Origin of the sequence: Advenella mandrilli (genome assembly GCF_016595155.1) — a bacterium.
Lineage (GTDB): Bacteria > Pseudomonadota > Gammaproteobacteria > Burkholderiales > Burkholderiaceae_B > Advenella > Advenella mandrilli.
In genome coordinates, this window is sequence record NZ_JAENGP010000015.1 from 77,334 (window position 1) to 98,604 (window position 21,271).

20 protein-coding genes are annotated in these 21,271 nt (G+C 47.9%); 15 read left to right on the forward strand and 5 right to left on the reverse strand.

Features of this window, described 5'->3' with window-relative positions:
- Positions 1 to 215 precede the first annotated feature (215 nt).
- The 4 genes from tig to lon all read left to right on the forward strand — a co-directional run bounded on the left by tig (position 216) and on the right by lon (position 6,149).
- Complete coding sequence (tig, locus tag JHL22_RS13130) at positions 216 to 1,526, forward strand: trigger factor (RefSeq protein ID WP_200238339.1); 1,311 nt, start codon at positions 216 to 218, stop codon at positions 1,524 to 1,526.
- A 2-nt stretch (positions 1,527 to 1,528) separates the two neighbouring features.
- Entirely contained in the window at positions 1,529 to 2,185 is a 657-nt protein-coding gene (gene clpP / locus JHL22_RS13135; RefSeq protein WP_200238418.1) for an ATP-dependent Clp endopeptidase proteolytic subunit ClpP, read from the forward strand.
- An 83-nt stretch (positions 2,186 to 2,268) separates the two neighbouring features.
- A complete protein-coding gene (clpX, locus tag JHL22_RS13140; RefSeq protein WP_200238342.1) occupies positions 2,269 to 3,585 on the forward strand; it encodes an ATP-dependent Clp protease ATP-binding subunit ClpX in 1,317 nt (438 codons plus the stop codon).
- Between the two features lie 104 nt (positions 3,586 to 3,689).
- Positions 3,690 to 6,149, forward strand: a complete 2,460-nt coding sequence (lon, locus tag JHL22_RS13145) for an endopeptidase La (protein WP_200238344.1) — start codon at positions 3,690 to 3,692, stop codon at positions 6,147 to 6,149.
- Between the two features lie 93 nt (positions 6,150 to 6,242).
- Here the strand turns inward: lon and JHL22_RS13150 are convergent, their stop codons facing one another.
- Together JHL22_RS13150 and JHL22_RS13155 are read right to left on the reverse strand one after the other, a co-directional pair.
- A complete protein-coding gene (locus JHL22_RS13150) occupies positions 6,243 to 7,013 on the reverse strand; it encodes a RodZ family helix-turn-helix domain-containing protein (RefSeq protein WP_200238347.1) in 771 nt (256 codons plus the stop codon).
- A 54-nt stretch (positions 7,014 to 7,067) separates the two neighbouring features.
- Entirely contained in the window at positions 7,068 to 7,514 is a 447-nt protein-coding gene (locus JHL22_RS13155; RefSeq protein WP_200238349.1) for an OmpA family protein, read from the reverse strand.
- 534 nt (positions 7,515 to 8,048) lie between these two features.
- Between JHL22_RS13155 and thrS the strand changes: the two genes are divergently transcribed.
- The 6 genes from thrS to ptsP all read left to right on the forward strand — a co-directional run bounded on the left by thrS (position 8,049) and on the right by ptsP (position 14,084).
- Positions 8,049 to 9,983 carry a threonine--tRNA ligase gene (thrS, locus tag JHL22_RS13160; RefSeq protein WP_200238352.1) on the forward strand — a complete coding sequence of 645 codons (1,935 nt, stop codon included), beginning with the start codon at positions 8,049 to 8,051 and terminating at the stop codon, positions 9,981 to 9,983.
- A 28-nt stretch (positions 9,984 to 10,011) separates the two neighbouring features.
- Entirely contained in the window at positions 10,012 to 10,560 is a 549-nt protein-coding gene (gene infC, locus JHL22_RS13165) for a translation initiation factor IF-3 (RefSeq protein ID WP_200238422.1), read from the forward strand.
- 63 nt (positions 10,561 to 10,623) lie between these two features.
- Positions 10,624 to 11,586 carry a glutathione synthase gene (gene gshB / locus JHL22_RS13170; RefSeq protein ID WP_200238357.1) on the forward strand — a complete coding sequence of 321 codons (963 nt, stop codon included), beginning with the start codon at positions 10,624 to 10,626 and terminating at the stop codon, positions 11,584 to 11,586.
- A gap of 9 nt (positions 11,587 to 11,595) precedes the next feature.
- A complete protein-coding gene (locus tag JHL22_RS13175) occupies positions 11,596 to 12,009 on the forward strand; it encodes a PTS sugar transporter subunit IIA (RefSeq protein WP_200238359.1) in 414 nt (137 codons plus the stop codon).
- 29 nt (positions 12,010 to 12,038) lie between these two features.
- Complete coding sequence (locus tag JHL22_RS13180) at positions 12,039 to 12,308, forward strand: HPr family phosphocarrier protein (protein ID WP_200238361.1); 270 nt, start codon at positions 12,039 to 12,041, stop codon at positions 12,306 to 12,308.
- A gap of 21 nt (positions 12,309 to 12,329) precedes the next feature.
- On the forward strand, positions 12,330 to 14,084 hold the full coding sequence (ptsP, locus tag JHL22_RS13185) for a phosphoenolpyruvate--protein phosphotransferase (RefSeq protein ID WP_234041283.1): 1,755 nt from the start codon (positions 12,330 to 12,332) through the stop codon (positions 14,082 to 14,084).
- Positions 14,085 to 14,171: 87 nt separating this feature from the next.
- Here ptsP and JHL22_RS13190 read toward each other — a convergent pair whose 3' ends face one another.
- The 3 genes from JHL22_RS13190 to JHL22_RS13200 form a co-directional block, all read right to left on the reverse strand.
- Positions 14,172 to 15,338, reverse strand: a complete 1,167-nt coding sequence (locus JHL22_RS13190) for an NAD(P)H-dependent flavin oxidoreductase (RefSeq protein ID WP_200238364.1) — start codon at positions 15,336 to 15,338, stop codon at positions 14,172 to 14,174.
- Positions 15,339 to 15,580: 242 nt separating this feature from the next.
- Complete coding sequence (locus tag JHL22_RS13195) at positions 15,581 to 16,807, reverse strand: ammonium transporter (protein WP_200238366.1); 1,227 nt, start codon at positions 16,805 to 16,807, stop codon at positions 15,581 to 15,583.
- 72 nt (positions 16,808 to 16,879) lie between these two features.
- Positions 16,880 to 17,218, reverse strand: coding sequence for a P-II family nitrogen regulator (locus tag JHL22_RS13200; protein WP_200238369.1), 339 nt, complete (start codon positions 17,216 to 17,218; stop codon positions 16,880 to 16,882).
- Between the two features lie 271 nt (positions 17,219 to 17,489).
- Here JHL22_RS13200 and JHL22_RS13205 point away from each other — a divergent pair, with 271 nt between their 5' ends.
- The 5 genes from JHL22_RS13205 to rplT all read left to right on the forward strand — a co-directional run bounded on the left by JHL22_RS13205 (position 17,490) and on the right by rplT (position 21,205).
- Positions 17,490 to 18,266 (forward strand): hypothetical protein, encoded by a 777-nt coding sequence (locus tag JHL22_RS13205; protein ID WP_200238371.1) that lies wholly within the window; start codon positions 17,490 to 17,492, stop codon positions 18,264 to 18,266.
- 157 nt (positions 18,267 to 18,423) lie between these two features.
- Positions 18,424 to 18,663, forward strand: a complete 240-nt coding sequence (locus tag JHL22_RS13210) for an accessory factor UbiK family protein (RefSeq protein WP_200238374.1) — start codon at positions 18,424 to 18,426, stop codon at positions 18,661 to 18,663.
- Between the two features lie 90 nt (positions 18,664 to 18,753).
- Positions 18,754 to 20,271 (forward strand): YifB family Mg chelatase-like AAA ATPase, encoded by a 1,518-nt coding sequence (locus tag JHL22_RS13215; protein ID WP_200238376.1) that lies wholly within the window; start codon positions 18,754 to 18,756, stop codon positions 20,269 to 20,271.
- Positions 20,272 to 20,635: 364 nt separating this feature from the next.
- Positions 20,636 to 20,833 carry a 50S ribosomal protein L35 gene (gene rpmI, locus JHL22_RS13220; RefSeq protein WP_200238378.1) on the forward strand — a complete coding sequence of 66 codons (198 nt, stop codon included), beginning with the start codon at positions 20,636 to 20,638 and terminating at the stop codon, positions 20,831 to 20,833.
- Positions 20,834 to 20,845: 12 nt separating this feature from the next.
- On the forward strand, positions 20,846 to 21,205 hold the full coding sequence (gene rplT, locus JHL22_RS13225; RefSeq protein WP_200238381.1) for a 50S ribosomal protein L20: 360 nt from the start codon (positions 20,846 to 20,848) through the stop codon (positions 21,203 to 21,205).
- Positions 21,206 to 21,271: the final 66 nt, after the last annotated feature.

Sequence of the window (21,271 nt, forward strand, 5' to 3'; positions counted from 1 at the left end):
TACTAATCCTTGCGATTTCTTTAACATTATCTGCTTGTGTATATGGCGTTGGTGCTGCCGGCGGAAGCGGTGGTGTGGCCGTTGGTGTCGGTACAGGCGTTGCATTTTGAGTATTTTTGACAAATTAAACATAAAAAAATGATGGTTGTCCGGTTTTTTGGGTAAAATGACTGGTTATACTATTAATTTTTCCGCAATATAAAAGGTTTATTTACATGCAGGCAACGGTAGAAACTCTTGAAGGCCTTGAGCGCCAGGTAAATCTAGTCATATCGTTAGACGATATTGAAAAGGATGTTAAAACACAGCTGCAACGTGTAGCCCGTACTGCCAAAGTACAGGGTTTTCGTCCAGGCAAGGCGCCCATTTCTGTCATAGAACGCAGTCATGGACCTGGCATCCGCTACGATGTTATTAATCAAAAAGTGGGTCAGGAATTCGACAAAATCATCAAGGAAGCCGATTTGCGTGTTGCAGGTATGCCTTCCATCGAGCCCAAAGCAGAAGGTGTTGAAGAAGGCCAGGTTGGTTTTGTGGCTAAATTCGAAATCTACCCTGAAGTGACCCTGCCCGATCTTTCCTCACTGGAAGTGGTGCGCTTTACGGCCGACGTTGGCGATGAAGAAATCAACCGTACCGTTGATATTCTGCGTAAACAGCGTGCGACTTACGAAGCCCGTGAAGACCGTGCTGCACAAAATGATGACCGCATTACACTGGATTTCGTTGGCACCATTGACGGTGTTGAATTTGAAGGCGGAAAAGCTGAAAACTTCCCGTTCCTGCTGGGTCAGGGACGCATGTTGCCCGAGTTCGAAGAAGCGGCAACCGGCCTGAAAGCGGGCGAAAGCAAAACTTTCTCCCTGTCTTTCCCTGAAGATTACGCAGGCAAGGAAGTTGCTGGCAAAACGGCAGAATTTACCATTACGGTTAAAGAAGTGGCCGAACCGGTATTGCCCGAAGTTAACGAAGAATTTGCCAAATCATTGGGTCAGCCAGAAGGCGACACCGAAAAACTGCTTGCCGAAATCCGCAGCAACATCGAACGTGAAGTCAAAAACCGTATCCAGGGCCGCACTAAAGGCAGCGTCATGGATGCCCTGGCCAATGCAGCCGCTTTTGATATTCCCAAAGCTTTGGTGGAAAACGATGTGCAAGCCCGTGTAGCAGCCGCTCGCGAAGAGCTCAAGCAACGTGGTGTACCTAACGCAGACCAAATGCCTATCCCTGCCGAAACCTTTGCACCGGAATCCGAGCGCCGCGTACGTTTGGGCCTGTTGGTTGGAGAATTGGTTGAGCAGGCTAAATTGCAGGTAACACCTGAACAGGTTCGTACCCGCATCGAAGAGTTTTCACAAAACTACGAAAAACCCGAGCAGGTTATCAGCTACTATCTGTCTGATCGCCAGCGTCGTGCCGAAATTGAAGCGGTTGTGCTTGAAGATAACGTGGTTGATCATGTTTTGTCTTTGGCAAACGTGGCTGAAGAAACCATCGATTTTGATGATTTAATGGGAACAATGTAATGATGCACCGTTTTACCGATTTTTATGCGTCCATGCATGGGAGCGAGTCGGTGACACCGACCGGACTTGGCTATATCCCCATGGTTATAGAGCAGTCTGGTCGCGGTGAAAGATCATATGATATTTATTCCCGTCTTCTGAAAGAACGCGTTATCTTCCTGGTGGGACCGGTTAATGATCAGTCGGCCAATCTCGTGGTTGCGCAATTGCTGTTCCTCGAGTCGGAAAATCCTGACAAGGATATCTCCCTGTATATCAACTCGCCTGGTGGTGGTGTTTATGCAGGTCTGGCCATTTACGACACCATGCAGTTCATCAAGCCTGATGTCTCTACGTTGTGCACGGGTATGGCTGCCAGTATGGGGGCTTTCCTGTTAAGTTCGGGGGCCAAAGGCAAGCGTTACAGCCTGCCTAACTCACGCATCATGATTCACCAGCCTTTGGGGGGTGCGCAGGGCCAGGCAACCGATATCGAAATTCAAGCCCGCGAGATTCTCAGTCTACGTGATCGCCTGAACCAGATTCTGTCCAGCAATACCGGGCAGCCTATTGAAAGAATCCGTGAGCATACCGAGCGTGATAATTACATGGCGCCCGAAGATGCTCTGGCTTACGGTTTAATTGATAAAGTACTTACCACAAGGGCTGCAGGAGTATAGTTTTGCTATACTATCCTTAAAGGTAATATTCATGGCCGACCTTTTATACGGTCGGCCTTTTTTGCGAGATATATATACTTAATATGGCAGATAAAAACAGTTCTTCCGATGGCAAAGTTTTGCATTGTTCTTTTTGCAATAAAAGTCAGGATGATGTTCGCAAGTTAATTTCAGGGCCCGGTTCGATTTTTATTTGTGATGAATGTATTGCGCTGTGCAATGAAATTATCCGGGACAGTGCACATGAAGATGCTCGCGAGCTTATCAAAACAGAGTTGCCAACCCCGGCACAAATCAAGGAATTCCTTGATCAGTACGTGATTGGGCAAGATAAGCCCAAGCGCAGTTTGGCGGTGGCCGTTTACAACCATTACAAACGCATCCGTCACGGCGAGCTGAACAAAGATGAAGAAGTAGAGTTGTCCAAGAGTAATATTTTGCTCATTGGGCCTACCGGTTCAGGTAAAACCCTGCTGGCCCAAACGCTTGCCCGTCAGCTTGATGTTCCGTTTGTCATGGCCGATGCCACCACGCTTACCGAGGCCGGTTACGTTGGTGAAGACGTTGAAAATATCGTTCAGAAATTGTTGCAAAGCTGCGATTATGACGTTGAAAAAGCCCAGCGTGCCATCATCTATATTGATGAAATAGACAAAATTTCACGTAAATCCGATAACCCGTCCATCACTCGTGATGTGTCCGGTGAGGGTGTACAGCAGGCACTGCTGAAATTAATCGAAGGAACGGTTGCTTCTGTGCCTCCGCAAGGTGGGCGCAAGCATCCCAACCAGGATTTTGTCCAGGTCGACACCACCAATATCCTCTTCATTGTAGGTGGTGCTTTTGACGGCCTTGAAAAAGTTATTCAAAACCGCACCGAAAAATCCGGTATTGGTTTTGGTGCGCAGGTCCAGTCAAAATCAGAAAAAGGCGTAGGAGAGGTCTTTTCTGCGGTAGAGCCCGAGGATATCATCAAGTTTGGCCTGATCCCCGAATTGGTGGGGCGTTTGCCAGTTGTGGCAACCCTGGAAGAATTGAATGAAGAGGCGATGGTCAAAATCCTGACTGAACCCAAAAATGCGCTGGCCAAGCAGTTCCAGAAATTGTTTGCCATGGAAGACGTAGAGCTGGAAATTCGTCCTCAGGCACTGGTTGCCATTGCTAAAAAAGCACTGAAACGTAAAACTGGTGCCCGTGGTCTTCGTTCTATCCTTGAAGCGGCACTCATGTCAACCATGTTTGATCTTCCATCCTGCAAAAATGTCAGTAAAGTGGTTCTCGATGAAGCCGCTGTTAATGGCACCGGCACCCCTTTACTGATTTTCAGTGATGATGCCGAAGTAGAAAAAGCATCTTCTTCCAGCACCAAACCCCGTAATTTAAAAAACGCAGCAGCATAAACAACATTTGTGTAGCATATGGAGACAAGCCTTGAAATCCTGGGTTTGGTCTCCATATTCCTATCATTATTATTAATTACAGATTGTTTTCAAGGAAATTGCTTATGTCTGCGAGTCAAATTTTGCCTGCAGAATCAATTGAGTTGCCGTTGTTGCCTTTGCGCGACGTCGTGGTATTCCCCCACATGGTTATTCCTTTGTTTGTAGGTAGGCCCCGTTCCATTCGTGCCCTGGAGGCCGCTATGGAAGCTGGTAAGCAAATCATGCTGGTTGCCCAAAAATCGGCAAGCAAAGATGAACCGGCGCCTGAAGATATTTATGAAATTGGCAGTGTTGCCACTATATTACAAATGTTGAAGCTTCCCGACGGTACCGTCAAGGTATTGGTGGAAGGGCTTCAGCGTGCGCACATTGAAGAAATTCGCGATACAGAGTCCAATTTTATTGGCAAGGTAATGCCTATCGTTCCCTCAAGCGAAGATAGCGCAGAACTGGAAGCGTTGCGCCGTACTGTCGTTTCCCAGTTTGATCAATACGTCAAACTTAATAAAAAAATACCGCAGGAAATCCTTTCTTCTTTAAACAACATAGAAGAAACCGATCGTCTGGCCGATACCATTGCCGCGCATTTACCTTTAAAGCTGGAGCAAAAACAAAACCTGCTTGATGAGTTGGATGTGACTGCTCGTCTTGAAGCATTGCTGGGCCAAATAGAGGCTGAGATTGATATCCTCCAGGTTGAAAGACGCATTCGTGGTCGCGTTAAAAAGCAAATGGAAAAAAGCCAACGCGACTATTACCTTAACGAACAGGTAAAAGCGATCCAGAAAGAGCTGGGCGAAGGCGAAGAAGGGGCAGACCTTGAAGAGCTTGAAAAGAAAATCGAAGCCGCCCAAATGCCCAAGGAAGCCCGTACCAAGGCTGATGCCGAGCTTAAAAAGCTTAAAATGATGTCTCCCATGTCGGCTGAAGCAACGGTTGTCAGAAATTATATTGACACCCTGATTGGCTTGCCATGGAAAAAGAAAAGCCGCATTAATACTTCTCTTGAAAATGCCGAAAAGATTCTTAATGCAGATCATAACGGGCTGGAAAAAGTCAAAGAACGGATTATCGAATATTTGGCAGTTCAGCAGCGCGTTGATAAAGTCAAGGCACCGATCCTTTGTCTGGTAGGTCCTCCTGGTGTGGGTAAAACTTCATTGGGTCAATCCATCGCGCGTGCAACCAACCGCAAATATATTCGCATGGCACTGGGTGGTGTTCGTGACGAGGCCGAAATTCGTGGTCACCGCCGCACTTATATCGGCGCAATGCCCGGCAAGATTTTGCAAAACATGTCTAAGGTAGAAGTACGCAATCCCTTGTTCCTGTTAGATGAAATCGATAAACTTGGCATGGACTTTCGTGGTGATCCATCTTCTGCCTTGCTCGAAGTGCTGGATCCAGAGCAAAACCATACGTTCCAGGACCATTACGTTGAAGTTGACTACGACTTGTCTGATGTCATGTTCGTGGCAACCAGTAACTCCCTGAATATTCCGCCGGCTTTGCTTGATCGGATGGAAGTCATTCATCTGTCGGGTTATACCGAAGACGAGAAAGTGCGCATTGCGCTTGATCACCTGATTCCAAAGTTGATGAAAAACAATGGCGTCAAAGAGGGTGAGCTTACAATTGAGGAAAGCGCGGTACGTGATATTGTTCGCTATTACACGCGGGAAGCGGGTGTGCGGGCATTGGAACGCGAACTGGGTAAAATTTGCCGTAAAATCATCAAGGCAATCCTTATGGGGGCCAAGTCTGCATCCAGAACAGCGGCCAGTAAAGTTACTGCACCAACCATTACGGTCACCAATGAAAACCTGGGTGAGTACCTGGGGGTACGCAAATACACCTTTGGCATGGCCGAAAAAGAAAACCAGGTTGGTCAGGTAACCGGTCTGGCCTGGACAGAAGTGGGCGGAGACTTGTTAACCATCGAGGTAGCTGCAGTCACCGGTAAAGGGCTTATTCAGCATACCGGTTCTTTGGGTGATGTCATGAAAGAATCCATGCAGGCTGCGCGTACGGTGGTAAGGTCGCGTGCGCACCGGCTTGGTTTTGTCGATAGCATTTTCGAGAAAAAGGATATTCATATTCACGTTCCCGAAGGTGCCACGCCTAAAGACGGTCCTTCTGCAGGTATTGCCATTACTACCGCTTTGGTTTCTGCCCTGTCTGGTATTCCCGTGCGGGCAGATGTCGCCATGACCGGTGAAATTACCCTGCGTGGTGAAGTCCTGGCGATTGGCGGGCTGAAAGAAAAACTGTTAGCTGCCCACCGTGGTGGTATTAAAACGGTGCTTATTCCCGAGGAAAACGTCAAGGATTTGTCTGAGATCCCTGATAACGTCAAAAATCATCTGGAAATTATACCGGTGCGTTGGATTGATCGGGTTCTAGAGGTTGCCCTGGAGCGTTTGCCAACCCCACTGTCAGAAGCGGAAATTGCCAAGCTGGCCCAAGAGGCGCTGGCTGCAGGCAAAACCGCGGCCGGTGTTGACAGTCCGGTAAAACATTAAGCTATTAAATATATTATTTAAGCTTTAATTTTAGCCAGACATAAAAAATCCAGATGAAAATCTGGATTTTTTATTGCCTGACAGTTTCAGGGCTCAAAAACCAAGGTCGTTCCGGAGGCGTTCTTTTTGCAGTTGCAGGTTTTGTAGTTGCTCAAACTCGGGATTCGATGAGTTGATGTTGCCGGGATGGGTATTGCTGTTATTGACAGGGGCTGGGAAATTGGAAAATGGCGAACCTTCTCCGGTTTCGAAGGGAGCGGGTTCAGGGCTTATTCCCGGTGTTGTACCCGGTGCCGGAAAATTGGGCTGCGGCGCAGGGAAACCGTTGCCAATGTTGTCATTGTAGGTGGTTTGACTGCTATCAAGATTGTCGGTGGCTTCAAATAGCTGCTTATCGGAAGCAGGTGCAACAGGTGTTGGGAACGGGCTGGGTGGGGCCAGCGGCACTGGAGGAATGGCTTGCCTGAGATCCGGGTTGATTTTAAGTGCATGAGGTTCGTCCGTCTCTTCAGTCGTTGGCTCTGCTTCAGTGACAGGTGATTGTGGTGCTGAAGAAGGAGCGACAACGGCCGGTTCCGGTGGTTGGGGCTGGATAGTAGGCTGGTTCTGGCTTGCAGGGGCGTTGTTGGATACGGCAGGCAAGATGCCAGAGGGGTCTGTTGGTTCGGGGGTGAGTTCAGCGGGTAGCTGGATGGTGCCCGAGACAGTAGGTGCCGATTGGCTGCTGTTGTCCTGGACCTGATGGTTCTGAATGTCCCTGACGGGGGCACGAGTAAAAACATCATAAACTGATCGCCCAATGAAAAACAGGACGCCAGCAGCCACAATGGCAAGAATAGTATTTGAAATAATTGGTTTAGCCATATTTAAATAATGAAAACTTGAGTGGGTTAATAGGACAGTCAGGGCCAAGCCTGATTAATTGAATATATTATTGCCAAACTTATAGATGCCATCAAAGAAACGTTCTATGGCACTGACGTTCATCTCACTGGTGCTTTCACCCAGAATAATGATTTTGGTTTTGTATTGGCTGCCATCATTGCTGCCCGTTTGGCCAGTATAAGCAGTGGGGGACGTGTAGGCTAGCCGATTTTTATCAATGCCACGGTCAGTTAGGGCTTTCATGATTGTTAGTGAACGTACTTCCTGCAATGTCTGATTCAATTCGGCAGAGCCGGCATTTTCAGAAATGCTGTCGATGAGTATTTTGCGGTGGTGGCGGTCTTTCAGTAACTCGGCCACTTTGTTCAGATAGGCAGTGGCATTGGAAGACAGGCTGGCCGAACCGGGCAGAAACAAATCGCTGTCGCGAGAGGTAAGTGCGACGCCGCGGGCGTCTTGGCTTATTTGAAGGTGACTCATTTCATTATTGCCAGTGCTTAAGCTTGAGCATGCGCTTAGCAGACAAAAAAATGCAAGAGCGAAACCAATACGAATGGATTTGAATGGTTGCATGAGCCTAAATATTGAGAATAAACAAAGGGTTAGATTGTAACCCAGATTGCTGTCGTAATTGTTTTGACAGCTTTGCAAGTTGATCATTTTTGTAACCAAGGCGGTGGCTGGCTAAGGGTTTTGCTGATAAAAGAAAGGAATAGCGATAAAGGTGAAGGGAAATAATGAAAGTTTGGTCTGTTTTACAACATTTAGGGATGTTTTTTTCATGTAAGCACGGCTTTTATTATGTCAAAAGACAGAAAATGTTAGAATCGAACAATTATTGTATTTGGTAGAGACTGGAATAAATGAAATTTTTAACTGCACGAACTACGGGAACGGAAAGCAAAAGTTCCTAGTCGCGATCGTGAGAGTTCATTGTAGTAAAACTTTCTTGCAGTCTCATCATTAGCGCGACTAAAAACTAGTCGCGCTTTTATTTTTTATTAAGGCATTTAAATGATTCAGATTACCTTACCAGATGGTTCTCAGCGCCAGTTCACTAACCCGGTCAGTGTGGGTGAAGTGGCCACGACTATCGCGCCTAGCCTGGGTAAGGCCGCCCTGGCGGGTAAGGTGGCTGTAGGCTCTGAAGAAGCCAGTCTGGTGGATACCAGTTTTGTCATTACACAAGATGCGCGCCTGTCCATCGTGACTGCAAAAGACCCGGAAGGCCTGGATCTCATCCGTCACTCTACCGCTCATTTGCTGGCCTATGCCGTAAAGTCGCTTTTTCCCGATGCACAAGTTACCATTGGTCCGGTCATTGATAACGGTTTTTACTACGACTTCTCTTACAAACGTGCTTTTACGCCAGAAGATCTGCAAAAAATTGAAAAGAAAATGCATGAGCTGGCCAAAAAAGATGAAGTGGTTACCCGCGAAGAATGGCTGCGTGATGATGCAGTTGCTTTTTTCAAGGAACAGGGCGAACACTACAAGGCTGAAATTATTGCTTCCATCCCGTCTAATGAACCCATTAGCCTGTATCGTGAAGGCGATTTTATTGACTTGTGCCGTGGCCCTCACGTGCCTTCAACGGGCAAGCTTAAAGTTTTCAAGCTAATGAAAGTGGCCGGTGCTTACTGGCGTGGCAATAGCAACAATGAAATGCTCCAGCGTATTTATGGGACTGCCTGGGCGAACAAAGATGAGCAGGCGCAATATTTGCACATGCTTGAAGAAGCTGAAAAGCGCGATCACCGCAAACTTGGCAAAGAACTCGACCTGTTCCACTTTCAGGATGAAGGTCCGGGACTGGTATTCTGGCATCCCAAGGGTTGGAGAATCTGGCAGCAGGTAGAGCAGTATATGCGTGATGTCTATAACGACAACGGTTACCAGGAAGTCAAGGCGCCTCAAATTCTGGATATTTCCTTATGGAAAAAAACCGGTCACTGGGACAACTACAAAGAAAATATGTTCACGACCGAATCCGAAAATCGGGTTTATGGTCTTAAGCCAATGAATTGTCCTGGTCATGTCCAGATATTCAATTCAGGCTTGCACTCTTATCGTGAACTGCCCATCCGTTACGGAGAATTCGGCCAGTGCCATCGTAATGAACCTTCAGGTTCCTTGCATGGCATGATGCGGGTTCGTGGCTTTACCCAGGATGACGGGCATATTTTCTGTACCGAAGACCAGTTGCAAGATGAATGTACGAATTTTACGGCTCTGTTGCAAAAAGTTTATCGTGATTTTGGCTTTACCGATGTCCTTTACAAGGTTGCCACCCGCCCTGAAAAACGCATTGGCGATGACGCTGTGTGGGACAAGGCCGAAGAGGCACTGATGGAAAGCCTGCGTCGTTCTGGCTGCGAGTTTGAAATCTCTCCCGGGGAAGGCGCTTTTTATGGTCCCAAAATTGAATACACCCTGAAGGATGCCATTGGCCGCCATTGGCAGTGTGGTACGGTTCAGGTGGACTTTTCCATGCCGGTACGCCTGGGCGCCGAATATGTCGATGCTTCCGATCAGCGTCGTGCACCTGTGATGGTGCACAGGGCCATTCTGGGTTCACTGGAACGCTTTATCGGCATGTTAATTGAAAACTACGCGGGTGCATTGCCACCATGGCTGGCTCCCGAACAAGTGGTTGTATGCCCGATTTCCGAGGTTTTTTCCGAATACGCCAATAAAGTGGTAGATATTTTAAGCAAGCAGGGCTTCCGTGCTTCGGCCGATTTGCGTAATGAGAAAATCACTCGTAAAATCAGGGAAAACAGTATGCAAAAAGTGCCTTATATTCTGGTCGTTGGCGAAAAAGAACAGCAAAATGGTGCTGTGGCTGTTCGTGGTCGCGGCAACCTTGATTTGGGTGTATTATCTGTCGATGATTTCGTCGCACGTCTTCGCACTGATGTGGCTTTACGTCAGGATGTCAAGGCGTAATTTATTATTTTTTTAAGGAGTTGTTAACATCGCAACCGAAAAATCCCACCGTACAAATGCTGAAATACGCATTCCTGAAGTTCGTCTGATTGGTCTTGATGGAGAGCAGTTGGGCGTTGTGAAAACACTTGAAGCCATTCGCATGGCTGAACAGGCAGAAGTGGATCTCGTCGAGATCGCACCTAATGCATCGCCTCCGGTTTGCCGTTTAATGGATTACGGCAAGTTTAAATACCAGGAGCAAAAGCGTTTGCATGAAGCCAAGGCCAAGCAGAAAGTGATTCAGGTCAAGGAAGTCAAGTTCCGTCCTGCCACCGACGAAGGTGATTATCAGGTCAAGCTTCGTAATGTACGTCGCTTTATCGATGATGGTGACAAAGCCAAGGTAACGCTTCGTTTCCGTGGACGTGAAATGGCTCACCAGGAACTGGGTATGCGTGTGTTAGAACGAATTCGGGAAGATCTGGGCGATACGGTCCAGGTTGAGGCAATGCCCAAGCTCGAAGGACGTCAAATGGTAATGGTGCTTTCCCCACGCAAAAAAGCCGTGGGTGGCAAGACTGAGCCTACCAAGTAATTCAGTTTTTATGACTCAATATATCCCGCTTTAACCGGCGGGAGTTTCTTTGGAAGTATAGCAATGCACGTATTATTCATCGTAGACCCATTGCCCTTGTTAAAAGCATATAAAGATACATCGGTCGCCATGATGCGTGCATTGATAAAGCGCGGCCATTCCATCAGTATTGCCCTGCAGGGTGATCTGTTTATTGAAACCGGCCGGGTTTTCGTCCGTTCACGTACCATCCAAATTGAAGAAAATGCCAATTTGCATGGCCATGCCTGGTGGACCTATACCTCCGAAGACAATGAGCTCCCTGTGGTGCATTTTGATGCAACCATTATGCGCAAAGACCCGCCATTTGATATGGAATACGTGTATTCCACCCATCTGCTGGAGTATGCCGGGCAGCAAGGGGCTAAAGTATTCAACTCGGGAGCGGCTATCCGCAACCATCCCGAAAAATTATCGATTACCGAATTTGCCGAATTTACCGCGCCAACCCTGGTTACCCGTGATATGGCGCGAATCAGGCAGTTTCACGCCCAGCACCAGGATATCGTTGTCAAGCCGCTTGATGGCATGGGCGGCAGTGGCGTTTTTCGTGTCCTTCAAAATGAGGGCAATTTAAACGCGATCCTCGAGTTACTGACCCAGGAAGGAAACAGAACCATTATGGCGCAGCGTTACATTCCTGAAATCACCAATGGCGACAAGCGCATCCTGCTTATCGACGGAGCGCCTGTTCCTTATGCGCTTGCACGGATTCCGCTGGCGGGTGAAACCCGGGGTAATCTGGCAGCAGGCGGACGCGGCGTGGCCCAAAAGCTTACCGAACGTGACCAGCAGATTGCGCAAGCCATTGCGCCTGTATTAAGGCAAAGAGGCCTGCTATTGGTGGGGCTTGATGTCATTGGTGATTACGTGACCGAAATAAATGTGACCAGCCCTACCTGCTTTGTTGAAATTACAGAGCAAACCGGTTTTGATGTGGCTGATCACTTTGCCCAAGCGCTTGAAAAAGCAGTTTTATCAGCATAAGGTTGTTTTATGACTGCGATTGCAATAATTGCTCACATCCCTTTGGCGTCTGCATTGCATGATTGCGCAACTCATGTGTATGGAAATATAGAAAACTTTGTTTTTTTTGATATTGCGCCTGATGTGAATCCGGATCAAAAGGTAAATGAAATTGCCGGGCAGTTAAGCAATATGGTGGGCAATAACAATGCGGTGTTGGTGCTGGCCGATTTGGGCGGCGCAACGCCTGCCAATATTGGCGCAAGGGCGGTGCAGGTTTTGCAAGGCAGCGGTGTCAAGGCACATATTCTTTCTGGGACCAATGCATGCATGATTTTAAATGCCATTCGTTACCGTGACAAACCCCTGGAAGAATTATGTGAATCTGTTTTCGAGGGTGGGAAAAAAGGCATGAAATGCATTGACCTTGCTAAAGATCAATGACTTCCGGTTATTAACGTATAAGATGAATTATGGCTTCAGTAGATATTATTATTAGCAACAAATTGGGATTGCACGCCAGGGCGGCCGCAAAATTAACGCAATTGGCAAGTTCATTCAGCAGTGAAATTTTTATCAATCGAGCATCACAGCGGGTCAATGCTAAAAGCATCATGGGTGTCATGATGTTGGCAGCAGGCAAGGGTAGCGCGATCACGCTTGAAGCAATGGGTGATGACGCCTCAGAGGCCCTGCAGCAAATCGAGGCCTTATTCAATAGCAAGTTTGGTGAGCCAGAGTAAACATTAAGATTGGGCCTGCATATGAGAGAGTCAAAGGATACCCCCCCTTCAACCGCCGTTTTGCTCATGCGTGGCAAGGGTGTAGCCCGGGGGGTTGCTATCGGTCGTGCGGTTATTATGGGCGCAGCCACCCTAGAGGTCGCTCACTACCGCATTACCGCCGAGGATGTTCCTCAGGAATGTGCCCGCCTTGATGCCGCCCTTGAAACGGTTTACAAAGATCTGCAGCATATTATTAAAAGCCTGCCGGCTGACGCACCCAAAGAGCTGGCCCCTTTATTAAATGTTCACAGCCTGCTGGTTTCCGATCCCATGCTGTCAGAACAAACCCGTGAAATTATTGCCAGCCGCCAATATAATGCCGAATGGGCTTTAAGTACCCAGGGGCAATTGCTGGCAGATCAATTCTCGCTCATGGAAGATGAATATATTCGTGAGCGTGCCGCCGATGTAAATCAGGTTATAGAAAGGGTGCTACGGGTTTTATCAGGGATGGGTTCTTCCCTGTTGCCTGATATGTCCTTCGACATGGATATTAATTCTTCCATTGTTGTGGCACATGATATTTCACCCGCAGACATGCTTAAATTGCGTGGTGCCCGTTTTGCCGCTTTTGTTACCGATTTGGGGGGGGCTACCTCGCACACGGCAATTGTTGCCCGCAGCATGAATGTGCCGGCCGTGGTCGGAATGGGTAATATACGCAGCCTGGTCCGGGACAAAGACGTGTTAATTGTCGATGGAGAAACAGGCATTGTTATTGTTAATCCGTCTGCGTTTATCCTGGCAGAATACCACAAGAAACAGGACGCTTATATCCGCGAGCGCGCCGAGCTGATTGTTCATAAAGATGAGCCGGCTATTACCCTTGATGGCAAAAAAATCAAACTTGAAGCGAATATAGAATTACCGCACGAGGTCGATGAGGTAATGAATCTGGGTGCTGATGGTATTGGCTTGTTTCGTAGCGAATTCCTGTTTATGGGGCGAGAAACCCTGCCCGATGAGCAAGAGCAATATGAAGCGTATTCGTATGTCCTGAAAACCATGCAGGGCAAGCCGGTTACCATTCGCACGCTGGATATCGGTTCAGATAAAACCCTTGATGGTGAAGCCACGGTGGCGGCCAATCCGGCATTGGGTTTACGGGCTGTCAGGTATTGTTTGTCGCGCCCTGAAATGTTCCAGACTCAATTAAGAGCCTTGCTCCGGGCTTCGGTGCATGGGAAATTAAGAATCCTGATCCCCATGCTGTCTCATCTGCATGAGTTGCACTCGGTTAAGCAGGCCATTGAATTTGCCAAAAAACAGCTTTCTGAAGAAGGTTATGTTTACGCCGATAATATTGAATTGGGCGCCATGGTTGAAATACCGGCTATTGCGATTGCCATAGAACCGTTCATAAAGCATCTTGATTTTGTTTCAATTGGCACTAACGACCTTATTCAGTATACGCTGGCTATCGACCGGGTCGATAACGAAGTGTCCGACTTGTACGACCCTTTGCATCCGGCGGTTTTGCGCCTTATTTCCCAAACCATACAGGCCGGAGAACGGGCCGGCAAAGAAGTGGCAGTGTGTGGCGAGATGGCAGGTGAGTCCCGTTACACGCGTTTGTTGCTGGGTTTGGGCCTTACCGAATTTTCCATGCATCCGCAGCAATTGCTTGATGTCAAGAAAATAGTGCGCACTTCTCACACCAATGCCTTAAGAAGCAAAATTGCCACGGCACTGAATCATGCTGAATACATAGACCTGGATGCGCTTGAGGTTTAAGTGAGAAAAAAAGACCGGTTAAAAACCGGTCTGAATGTTGAACACTGAGGAAGGAAGGGCCGGTCTGTGCCGGTTAGATAAATAGGGTTAACCTGGTATGACGGGTTTTTGCCCGGTTACAAAATACTGAATGGTTTCATAAACGGTGCGGATCTGGTCACCAAACGGCAGTGGGTCTTTGCTGCGGAAGAAAAGACCTTTACGGACGTCGCCATTATAGGCATCTGAAAGGCGTTGATCGATGCAGAACTGGCCAATTTTACTGATGCCATCGCGTAGCCCGCACACACTAAGGCAGTTCATGCTTTGTACGCAACGGCGAGGATCTGCTTTGGCATTGTCCTGTAGTTTTTGTTCGTTACTTAGGTATTTTTTCAGGAAAGGCGTCAGGACACCACGGGCTGGCAGGCCTGCAACCGACATGAATTCAACAATGTCTTCTTCTTTGGCTTCGGAAAGCGTTTTCTTGAAATTGATATGGGCATCGCCTTCTTGGGTAACGGCAAAAGCGGTGCCAATCTGAACCGCGTTGGCGCCCCAGTCTTTAAGGGCGGTTTGGATTTTCTTGAAGTTGGCCATGCCACCAGCAAGAATAAGTGGAATTTTTTCGTTTTCAAGTCCCAACTGTTTGAAAACCTGCGAAGTTTCTTCAAGAACCCTTCTGAAACTGAAGCGGTCATTGTTGAGGTCTGTCATGCTGGGAGAGCCCAGGTGGCCGCCGGCATGATTGGGATGCTCAATAATGATGGCATCGGGCAGGCGGTTTTTTTTCATCCAGCGTTTAAGCACAATGTTGATGCCGCGCGATTCTGACAGGATGGGGAACAGGGCCACATCGGGGTGATCGGCGGTCAGATCGGGTAATTCAAGGGGAAGGCCGGCACCCATGACGATGGCGTCTGCGCCTGATTCGCAGGCTTGGGTAATAAGGGCAGAGTAGTCGGCTACCGCTTTCATGACATTAACCGCAATCATGCCCTGACCATTGGTTTGGGCCTTGGCTGCCTTGATTTCACGGTCAAGGGCAATGCGATTGAGTTTGTCGTAATTTTCTTGCTGGGGGATTTCTTTTGATTTTGCTAAAAGATCTGGGTGCAAGTGACGTAAATCAATGCTGGCAATGGTGCCAATGGCATTTTCGCGAGCAACAGCGCTGGCCAGTTTGTTGGCAGAAATGCCAACGCCCATCCCGCCTTGTACGATGGGAAGCAGCTTGCGATTTTTAATAAGAAGGGGATTAAGGTTTTGTGTCATGCTTTGCAGTATAAGGCGATATCAATAAGATATATTTTATATGTATCTTTAATGATTTCAATCAATTTATGTATATTGCCTTTTATTTGAATCTCTTCCTTGATTCATATCAATAAATGTTTCACTTGCAGGGTTTGATGATTGGATCTTTGCTATTAATCAAATTAAATAAGGAATACGCCATTTATTTGTTTAATAAATGGCGTATAGGGAATCGCAATTGGGGATCACAATGACGTTAGTTAAAAGTGATATCCCTGTTCTCCATGGTGGGTAATGTCCAGGCCTTGGCGTTCGGCATCTTTTTCAACCCGGATTCCGCCTGTTAACAGACCGGCAATTTTCAGGGCAATGAAGGTAACTATTGCGCACCACGCAGCGGTAATCAGCATGCCTTCAAGCTGGAGCCATACTTGCCAGGGAATGTCACCAACGGTCTCCAGTCCGGGACCACCCAGGGGTTTGGCATTGAAAATGCCGGTTAGCAGTCCGCCCACAATGCCTCCCACGCCGTGAATGCCAAACACATCCAGGGAATCATCTGCACGAAGAAGGCGTTTCAGGCCATTAACCCCCCACAGGCAGAAAAGACTGGTCATAAAACCAATTATCAGGGCACCTGCCGGACCAACCAGGCCTGCGGCAGGGGTAATGCCAACCAGGCCGGCAACGGCACCGGATGCGGCACCCAGCAAAGAGGGATTTCCTTTCATTTTCCATTCAGCCAGTACCCAGGCAATAATAGCGCCCGAGGTGGCAAGCAAGGTATTAAAGAAGGCAAGGGCGGCTTGTGTATTGGCCCCCAAGGCAGAGCCGGCATTAAAGCCAAACCAGCCGACCCACAACAAGGCGGCACCAGTCATGGTCATGGTTAAATTATGGGGCTGCATGGCTTCTTTGCCATAACCCAGGCGGGGGCCAATCATATAGGCGGCAACCAGGGCGGCCACACCTGCGTTGATATGCACCACGGTACCACCAGCAAAATCCAATGCTGCACCGCTAAGCAGGCCGGTGGATGACCAGATCATGTGGGCCACTGGAATATAGGAAAAAGTCAGCCAGATGGCCATAAAAACAAGCACGGCGGAAAACTTGATCCTTTCGGCAAATCCGCCAATAATCAGGGCGCAGGTAATGCCGGCGAAGGTGGCCTGGAAAGCGGCAAAGCTCAGCTCGGGAATACTGCCGCTTAATTCGAAGGTGTCATTGCCTATGTCATACATGCCAGAGAAAAACAAGCGACTTAAACCACCGAAAAATGCATTGCCATCGCTAAAGGCCAATGAATACCCATAGGCAAACCATAAAATAATGACAAGGGCGAAAGTAACCAGAACATGGCTCATGACAGACAGAATGTTTTTGCTGCGCACCAGTCCGCCATAAAACATGGCCAGGCCAGGAATAACCATTAACAGAACCAGTATGGTAGAGATACTGACCCAGACGAGATCGGCTTTATCCATGATGAAATCCTTTAAAGGCAAATAATGAGTGTTGTTTGGGATAGGTCATTATTTTTATTGATGAAATTTGGTTCAGAGTGCGGCCTCACCAGCCTCACCGGTGCGAATGCGGATAGCCTGTGCGAGATCGGTGATGAAAATTTTTCCGTCCCCGATTTTTCCTGTTGTGCCAGCTTGGCAAATGGCTTCAATAGCCTGTTCAATCATGGCGTCAGGAATGGCGGTTTCCAGCTTGATTTTGGGAAGAAAATCAATCACATATTCGGCGCCCCGATAGAGTTCGGTATGGCCTTTCTGGCGTCCAAAGCCTTTTACTTCGGTGATAGTCATTCCTTGAATGCCGATATCGGCCAAGGCGGTGCGCACGTCATCCAGCTTGAACGGTTTAATAATGGCGGTTAGCAATTTCACGATGGTCTCCATGAGGGGGAAATTTGATCATTCCAAAATGATGGAATATCTGCTCATCGTTTACACAGCAAAAACCATGCCAAAAAAATAAGGATAAAATAGGCCTGTTATGATTCATAATGGTGCAAAGGCCTTAAATTGTTGATGGATTTGTCAATAATGGTTAAAGCGTCAAAAAAACATCACGAAATGAAATGAGATAGAGGGGAATCATTGTTTTTTCTTCCGTGTTGGTCGATACTGTTTGATATTTATTTTTTTAGGAGCATGTATGAAATATTCTTTGTCAAAATTAAGTATGCTGGCGATCTTTTCTTCAGCCTTTGTATTGGCTGGATGCGATCAAGAGTCAAAAACAGAACCGGATTCAGTGGCTAGTAAAGTGACAGAGGCTACTAATATCGCTATTGACGCTGCCCAGCAAGCCGGACAAGAGGCGGCAGATGTCGTCAAGGCCGCTACCGAAAGTGCAGGAGAAGCCATCAAGAAAACCACTGACAGCGTGGTTGAAACAGTCAAGTCAGCAACAGAAAATCTGAAAAAAGATGAAGCGGCAACGGCAGAAGGCCTGTCAGACGCTACCCAGGTAGCTGAACAGGAAGCCAAGGCAAGCACCCAGAGTGTGACTGAGTCTGTCAAGGAAGAGACGGCAAAAGCCGAAGAAGACGCCAAGGCTGCCACCGAAAGTGTGGTTGAATCTGCCAAGGAAGAGGCTGCGAATGTTGAAGAGCAAGCCAAGAGCGCTACTGAAAGTGTCGTTGAGTCCACCAAGGAAGAAGCAACAAGTGCTGAAGGTGAAGCCAAAAGCGTAACCGAGAGTGTGGTTGAGTCTGTCAAGGACGCAGCGGTTAGCGCCGAAGAAAAAGCGGCAGGCATCGCTGAGCAAATTTCTGAAACCACGGCCAATGCGAAAGCAGTCGTTGAAAGCGCCACAACCGATGCTGTCAATTCAGTTAAAGAGGCCGCATCCAATGTTATGGGTACGTCCTCGGGTGCAGAGAGCACGGCAGCCGATGCAGTGAAGGAAGTTGCCAATCCGGCCCCGTAATCAAGGCTGGTGGGCAGAAGATCAAAACGGACATTCCAAAAATGTGAATGTCCGTTTTTTATCTGGAAAAAGGCTGGTTAATTAAGCCAGGCCGGTATATTCTTATCTATAATAAGCTTTCTTTCAGACTATATATATTTTTGCTTAAGGGTGTGCCATGAAACGCGGTAATCAAATTTTTGAAGAATTTCAGAAGAACATGCAGGAGCTTATTTCCAAAAGCCCGGCTGCCGATATTGAAAAAAATGTAAAGGCATTCATGTCACAAGGCTTCTCAAAGCTGGATCTGGTTACCCGCGAAGAGTTTGACATTCAAGTGGCTATGGTTGACAAATTGCGTGAACGCATTGAAGCAATGGAAACCCAAATCAAGGCGCTTGAAGAAAAAAACCAGTAATCGTATTTTTAACGATTGATAAAAAGGCCCCATAGGGGCTTTTTTAATGCCTGCTGCCTTGCATAATACAGCGCTGTTGCAGGAGTGTTTATGACGTTAGCTGTATTAAAAAGCTGTGCCATTGCCGGCATGCATGCCCCAGAGGTACGGGTAGAAGTCCATGTGGCACCGGGTTTGCCGGCCTTTAATATTGTGGGTTTGCCAGGCACTGGCGTTAAGGAAAGTCGTGAGCGAGTGCGTTCGGCCTTGTTCAGTAGTGGTTATCAGTTTCCGGCCGGCCGTCTTACGGCTAATTTGTCACCGGCTGATCTGCCAAAAGACTCGGGCCGCTTTGATTTACCCATTGCCTTGGGTGTTTTGCTGGCTAGCGGGCAAATAACCATGCCTGCCGAACAGGCCGTTACAGTATTGTCTAAAACGGTTTTTGCCGGAGAGCTTTCATTAACCGGCACCTTAATCCCCGTTGCCGCGCCTTTGGTAATAGGGCTGTCGGTGTATCGGCAAAAAATCAAGAATGCGGTGCTGGTTCTGCCTAAAGAAAATGCAGCGGTTGCTGCTCATATTCAGGGTTTGAATGTGTTGGGGGCCAGTACCCTGAAAGAAGTCGCCGATTTTCTGGCGGGTACGGCCAATCCCAAGTATGAAACCGCTAGGGCAATCGCCAGTAAAGAAAAAATGGATTATCCCTGCCTGTCAGATATCAAGGGGCAGCCAATTGCCTGTCGTGCGCTTGAAATTGCTGCTTCGGGTGGTCATGGGCTGCTTATGTCAGGTTCGCCTGGGGTGGGTAAAAGCATGTTGGCGCAGCGCTTGCCCGGTTTGTTACCCGCGCTTTCCAGTCAGCAGTTGCTGGAAGTAACCGCCGTGCAAAGCCTGTCGCAACGTGAAATGCGCATGTCCATGCAAAGGCCATTCAGGTCCCCGCATCATTCTGCCTCTATGGTTTCCCTGATTGGGGGTGGGGCCCAGGCAAAACCCGGTGAAATCAGCATGGCCCATCATGGTGTGCTGTTTCTGGATGAATTGCCTGAATTTGACCGAAAAGCACTGGAGTCCTTGCGCGAACCAATGGAAAAAGGGGAAATTTGCATCACCCGGTCCAGCCGTTCGGTGGTTTATCCGGCGCAATTTCAATTGATTTCCGCCATGAATCCTTGTCCTTGCGGGTATCTGGGGCATGCCAGCAAACCCTGCGTTTGTAGCCCTGAAAAAATCAACCGTTACCAGGGCAAGTTGTCGGGGCCCTTGCTGGACCGGATTGATATGCAAATTACAGTGCACCCTTTTCGGGGTGACTGGGAAACGGCACAGGCGGCCGAGCCATCAGTGCTTGTCAAAGAAAGGGTAGCGCGTTGCCAGGCTCTTCAGCAAGCACGGCAAGGCAAGCTGAATGCGCACCTTGACGCTGGTGATATGGGGCAATATTGCCAGTTGGACAGTGTCAGCAACAAGCTCATACAGCAAGCCTGCAATCGGTTTAGCTGGTCTGTCAGGGTCATGCACCGGGTATTGCGGGTCGCCCGCACCATTGCTGATATGACGGGTAAAGAAGCCATTGATAGCGCTGCGTTATCAGAAGCCATCAGCTATCGCCAGCAAATGGATTAACCGTATTGGGAATACTGATTAATGCCGGTAAAAATACTTGAGTTGATTTTTGCCTACACAATCGGGTTTATTTTCGATATATATTAGACAATAAAACAAAAACCATCGTATAATCAATGGTTTCCTGCAACCTCTTAGGTTTGCCTTGTAGAAAACGTAAGCAAGCTGGCTTAAAACAAGCCTTTAATGGTGGTCTTTAAAACCCGCCTTTAAAGCCATTGGCACCCTTGTGGGTAGCCGGCATTGTTGTTTACCAGTTTTTTATGGGCTAAATTCGAACGAAGTCTTGCATGGGAATTGATTAGGGTTTTGCAAGTTCCGGTATCTCATTGGGCACCTTTAATCAGCATTATTGGGTTATATCATGCCAAAAATGAAAACCAAAAAAGGCGCTGCCAAGCGCTTTAAGGTTCGCGCTGGTGGAACTATCAAGCGTGGTCAGGCGTTTAAACGTCACATTCTGACCAAAAAAACAACTAAGAACAAACGCCAGTTGCGTGGTTCTACTGCAGTTCACGACGCAGACGTGGCTTCAGTCAAGGCAATGTTGCCTTTCGCTTGATAGGAGAATAATATGCCTCGCGTAAAACGCGGTGTTACCGCACGTGCTCGTCACAAAAAAGTTATTGCTGCAGCTAAAGGCTATCGTGGCCGCCGCGGTAATGTATTCCGTATTGCCAAACAGGCAGTAATGAAAGCCGGTCAGTATGCTTATCGTGACCGTCGCAACAAAAAACGCACATTCCGTGCACTCTGGATTACTCGTATCAATGCTGCTGTTCGTGAACATGGCGTTACATACAGTGTCTTTATTGCTGGCCTTAAAAAAGCGGCAATCGAATTGGATCGTAAAGTTCTGGCCGACATGGCTGTTAACGACAAAGCCGGTTTTGCCGCTGTTGTTAACCAAGCTAAATCTGCCCTGGAAGCCTAAGATCCAACAGTTGTAAATTAATTGCTGTACCCAACAGGCGGGGCTCAATATGGGTCCCGTTTGTTT

Bases quoted from the DNA above. Each gene is read 5' to 3' on its own strand.
- tig (WP_200238339.1), top strand. From the start codon at position 216: ATGCAGGCAACGGTAGAAACTCTTGAAGGCCTTGAGCGCCAGGTAAAT.
- clpP (WP_200238418.1), top strand. From the start codon at position 1,529: ATGCACCGTTTTACCGATTTTTATGCGTCCATGCATGGGAGCGAGTCG.
- clpX (WP_200238342.1), top strand. From the start codon at position 2,269: ATGGCAGATAAAAACAGTTCTTCCGATGGCAAAGTTTTGCATTGTTCT.
- lon (WP_200238344.1), top strand. From the start codon at position 3,690: ATGTCTGCGAGTCAAATTTTGCCTGCAGAATCAATTGAGTTGCCGTTG.
- JHL22_RS13150 (WP_200238347.1), bottom strand. From the start codon at position 7,013: ATGGCTAAACCAATTATTTCAAATACTATTCTTGCCATTGTGGCTGCT.
- JHL22_RS13155 (WP_200238349.1), bottom strand. From the start codon at position 7,514: ATGAGTCACCTTCAAATAAGCCAAGACGCCCGCGGCGTCGCACTTACC.
- thrS (WP_200238352.1), top strand. From the start codon at position 8,049: ATGATTCAGATTACCTTACCAGATGGTTCTCAGCGCCAGTTCACTAAC.
- gshB (WP_200238357.1), top strand. From the start codon at position 10,624: ATGCACGTATTATTCATCGTAGACCCATTGCCCTTGTTAAAAGCATAT.
- JHL22_RS13175 (WP_200238359.1), top strand. From the start codon at position 11,596: ATGACTGCGATTGCAATAATTGCTCACATCCCTTTGGCGTCTGCATTG.
- JHL22_RS13180 (WP_200238361.1), top strand. From the start codon at position 12,039: ATGGCTTCAGTAGATATTATTATTAGCAACAAATTGGGATTGCACGCC.
- ptsP (WP_234041283.1), top strand. From the start codon at position 12,330: ATGAGAGAGTCAAAGGATACCCCCCCTTCAACCGCCGTTTTGCTCATG.
- JHL22_RS13190 (WP_200238364.1), bottom strand. From the start codon at position 15,338: ATGACACAAAACCTTAATCCCCTTCTTATTAAAAATCGCAAGCTGCTT.
- JHL22_RS13195 (WP_200238366.1), bottom strand. From the start codon at position 16,807: ATGGATAAAGCCGATCTCGTCTGGGTCAGTATCTCTACCATACTGGTT.
- JHL22_RS13205 (WP_200238371.1), top strand. From the start codon at position 17,490: ATGAAATATTCTTTGTCAAAATTAAGTATGCTGGCGATCTTTTCTTCA.
- JHL22_RS13210 (WP_200238374.1), top strand. From the start codon at position 18,424: ATGAAACGCGGTAATCAAATTTTTGAAGAATTTCAGAAGAACATGCAG.
- JHL22_RS13215 (WP_200238376.1), top strand. From the start codon at position 18,754: ATGACGTTAGCTGTATTAAAAAGCTGTGCCATTGCCGGCATGCATGCC.
- rpmI (WP_200238378.1), top strand. From the start codon at position 20,636: ATGCCAAAAATGAAAACCAAAAAAGGCGCTGCCAAGCGCTTTAAGGTT.
- rplT (WP_200238381.1), top strand. From the start codon at position 20,846: ATGCCTCGCGTAAAACGCGGTGTTACCGCACGTGCTCGTCACAAAAAA.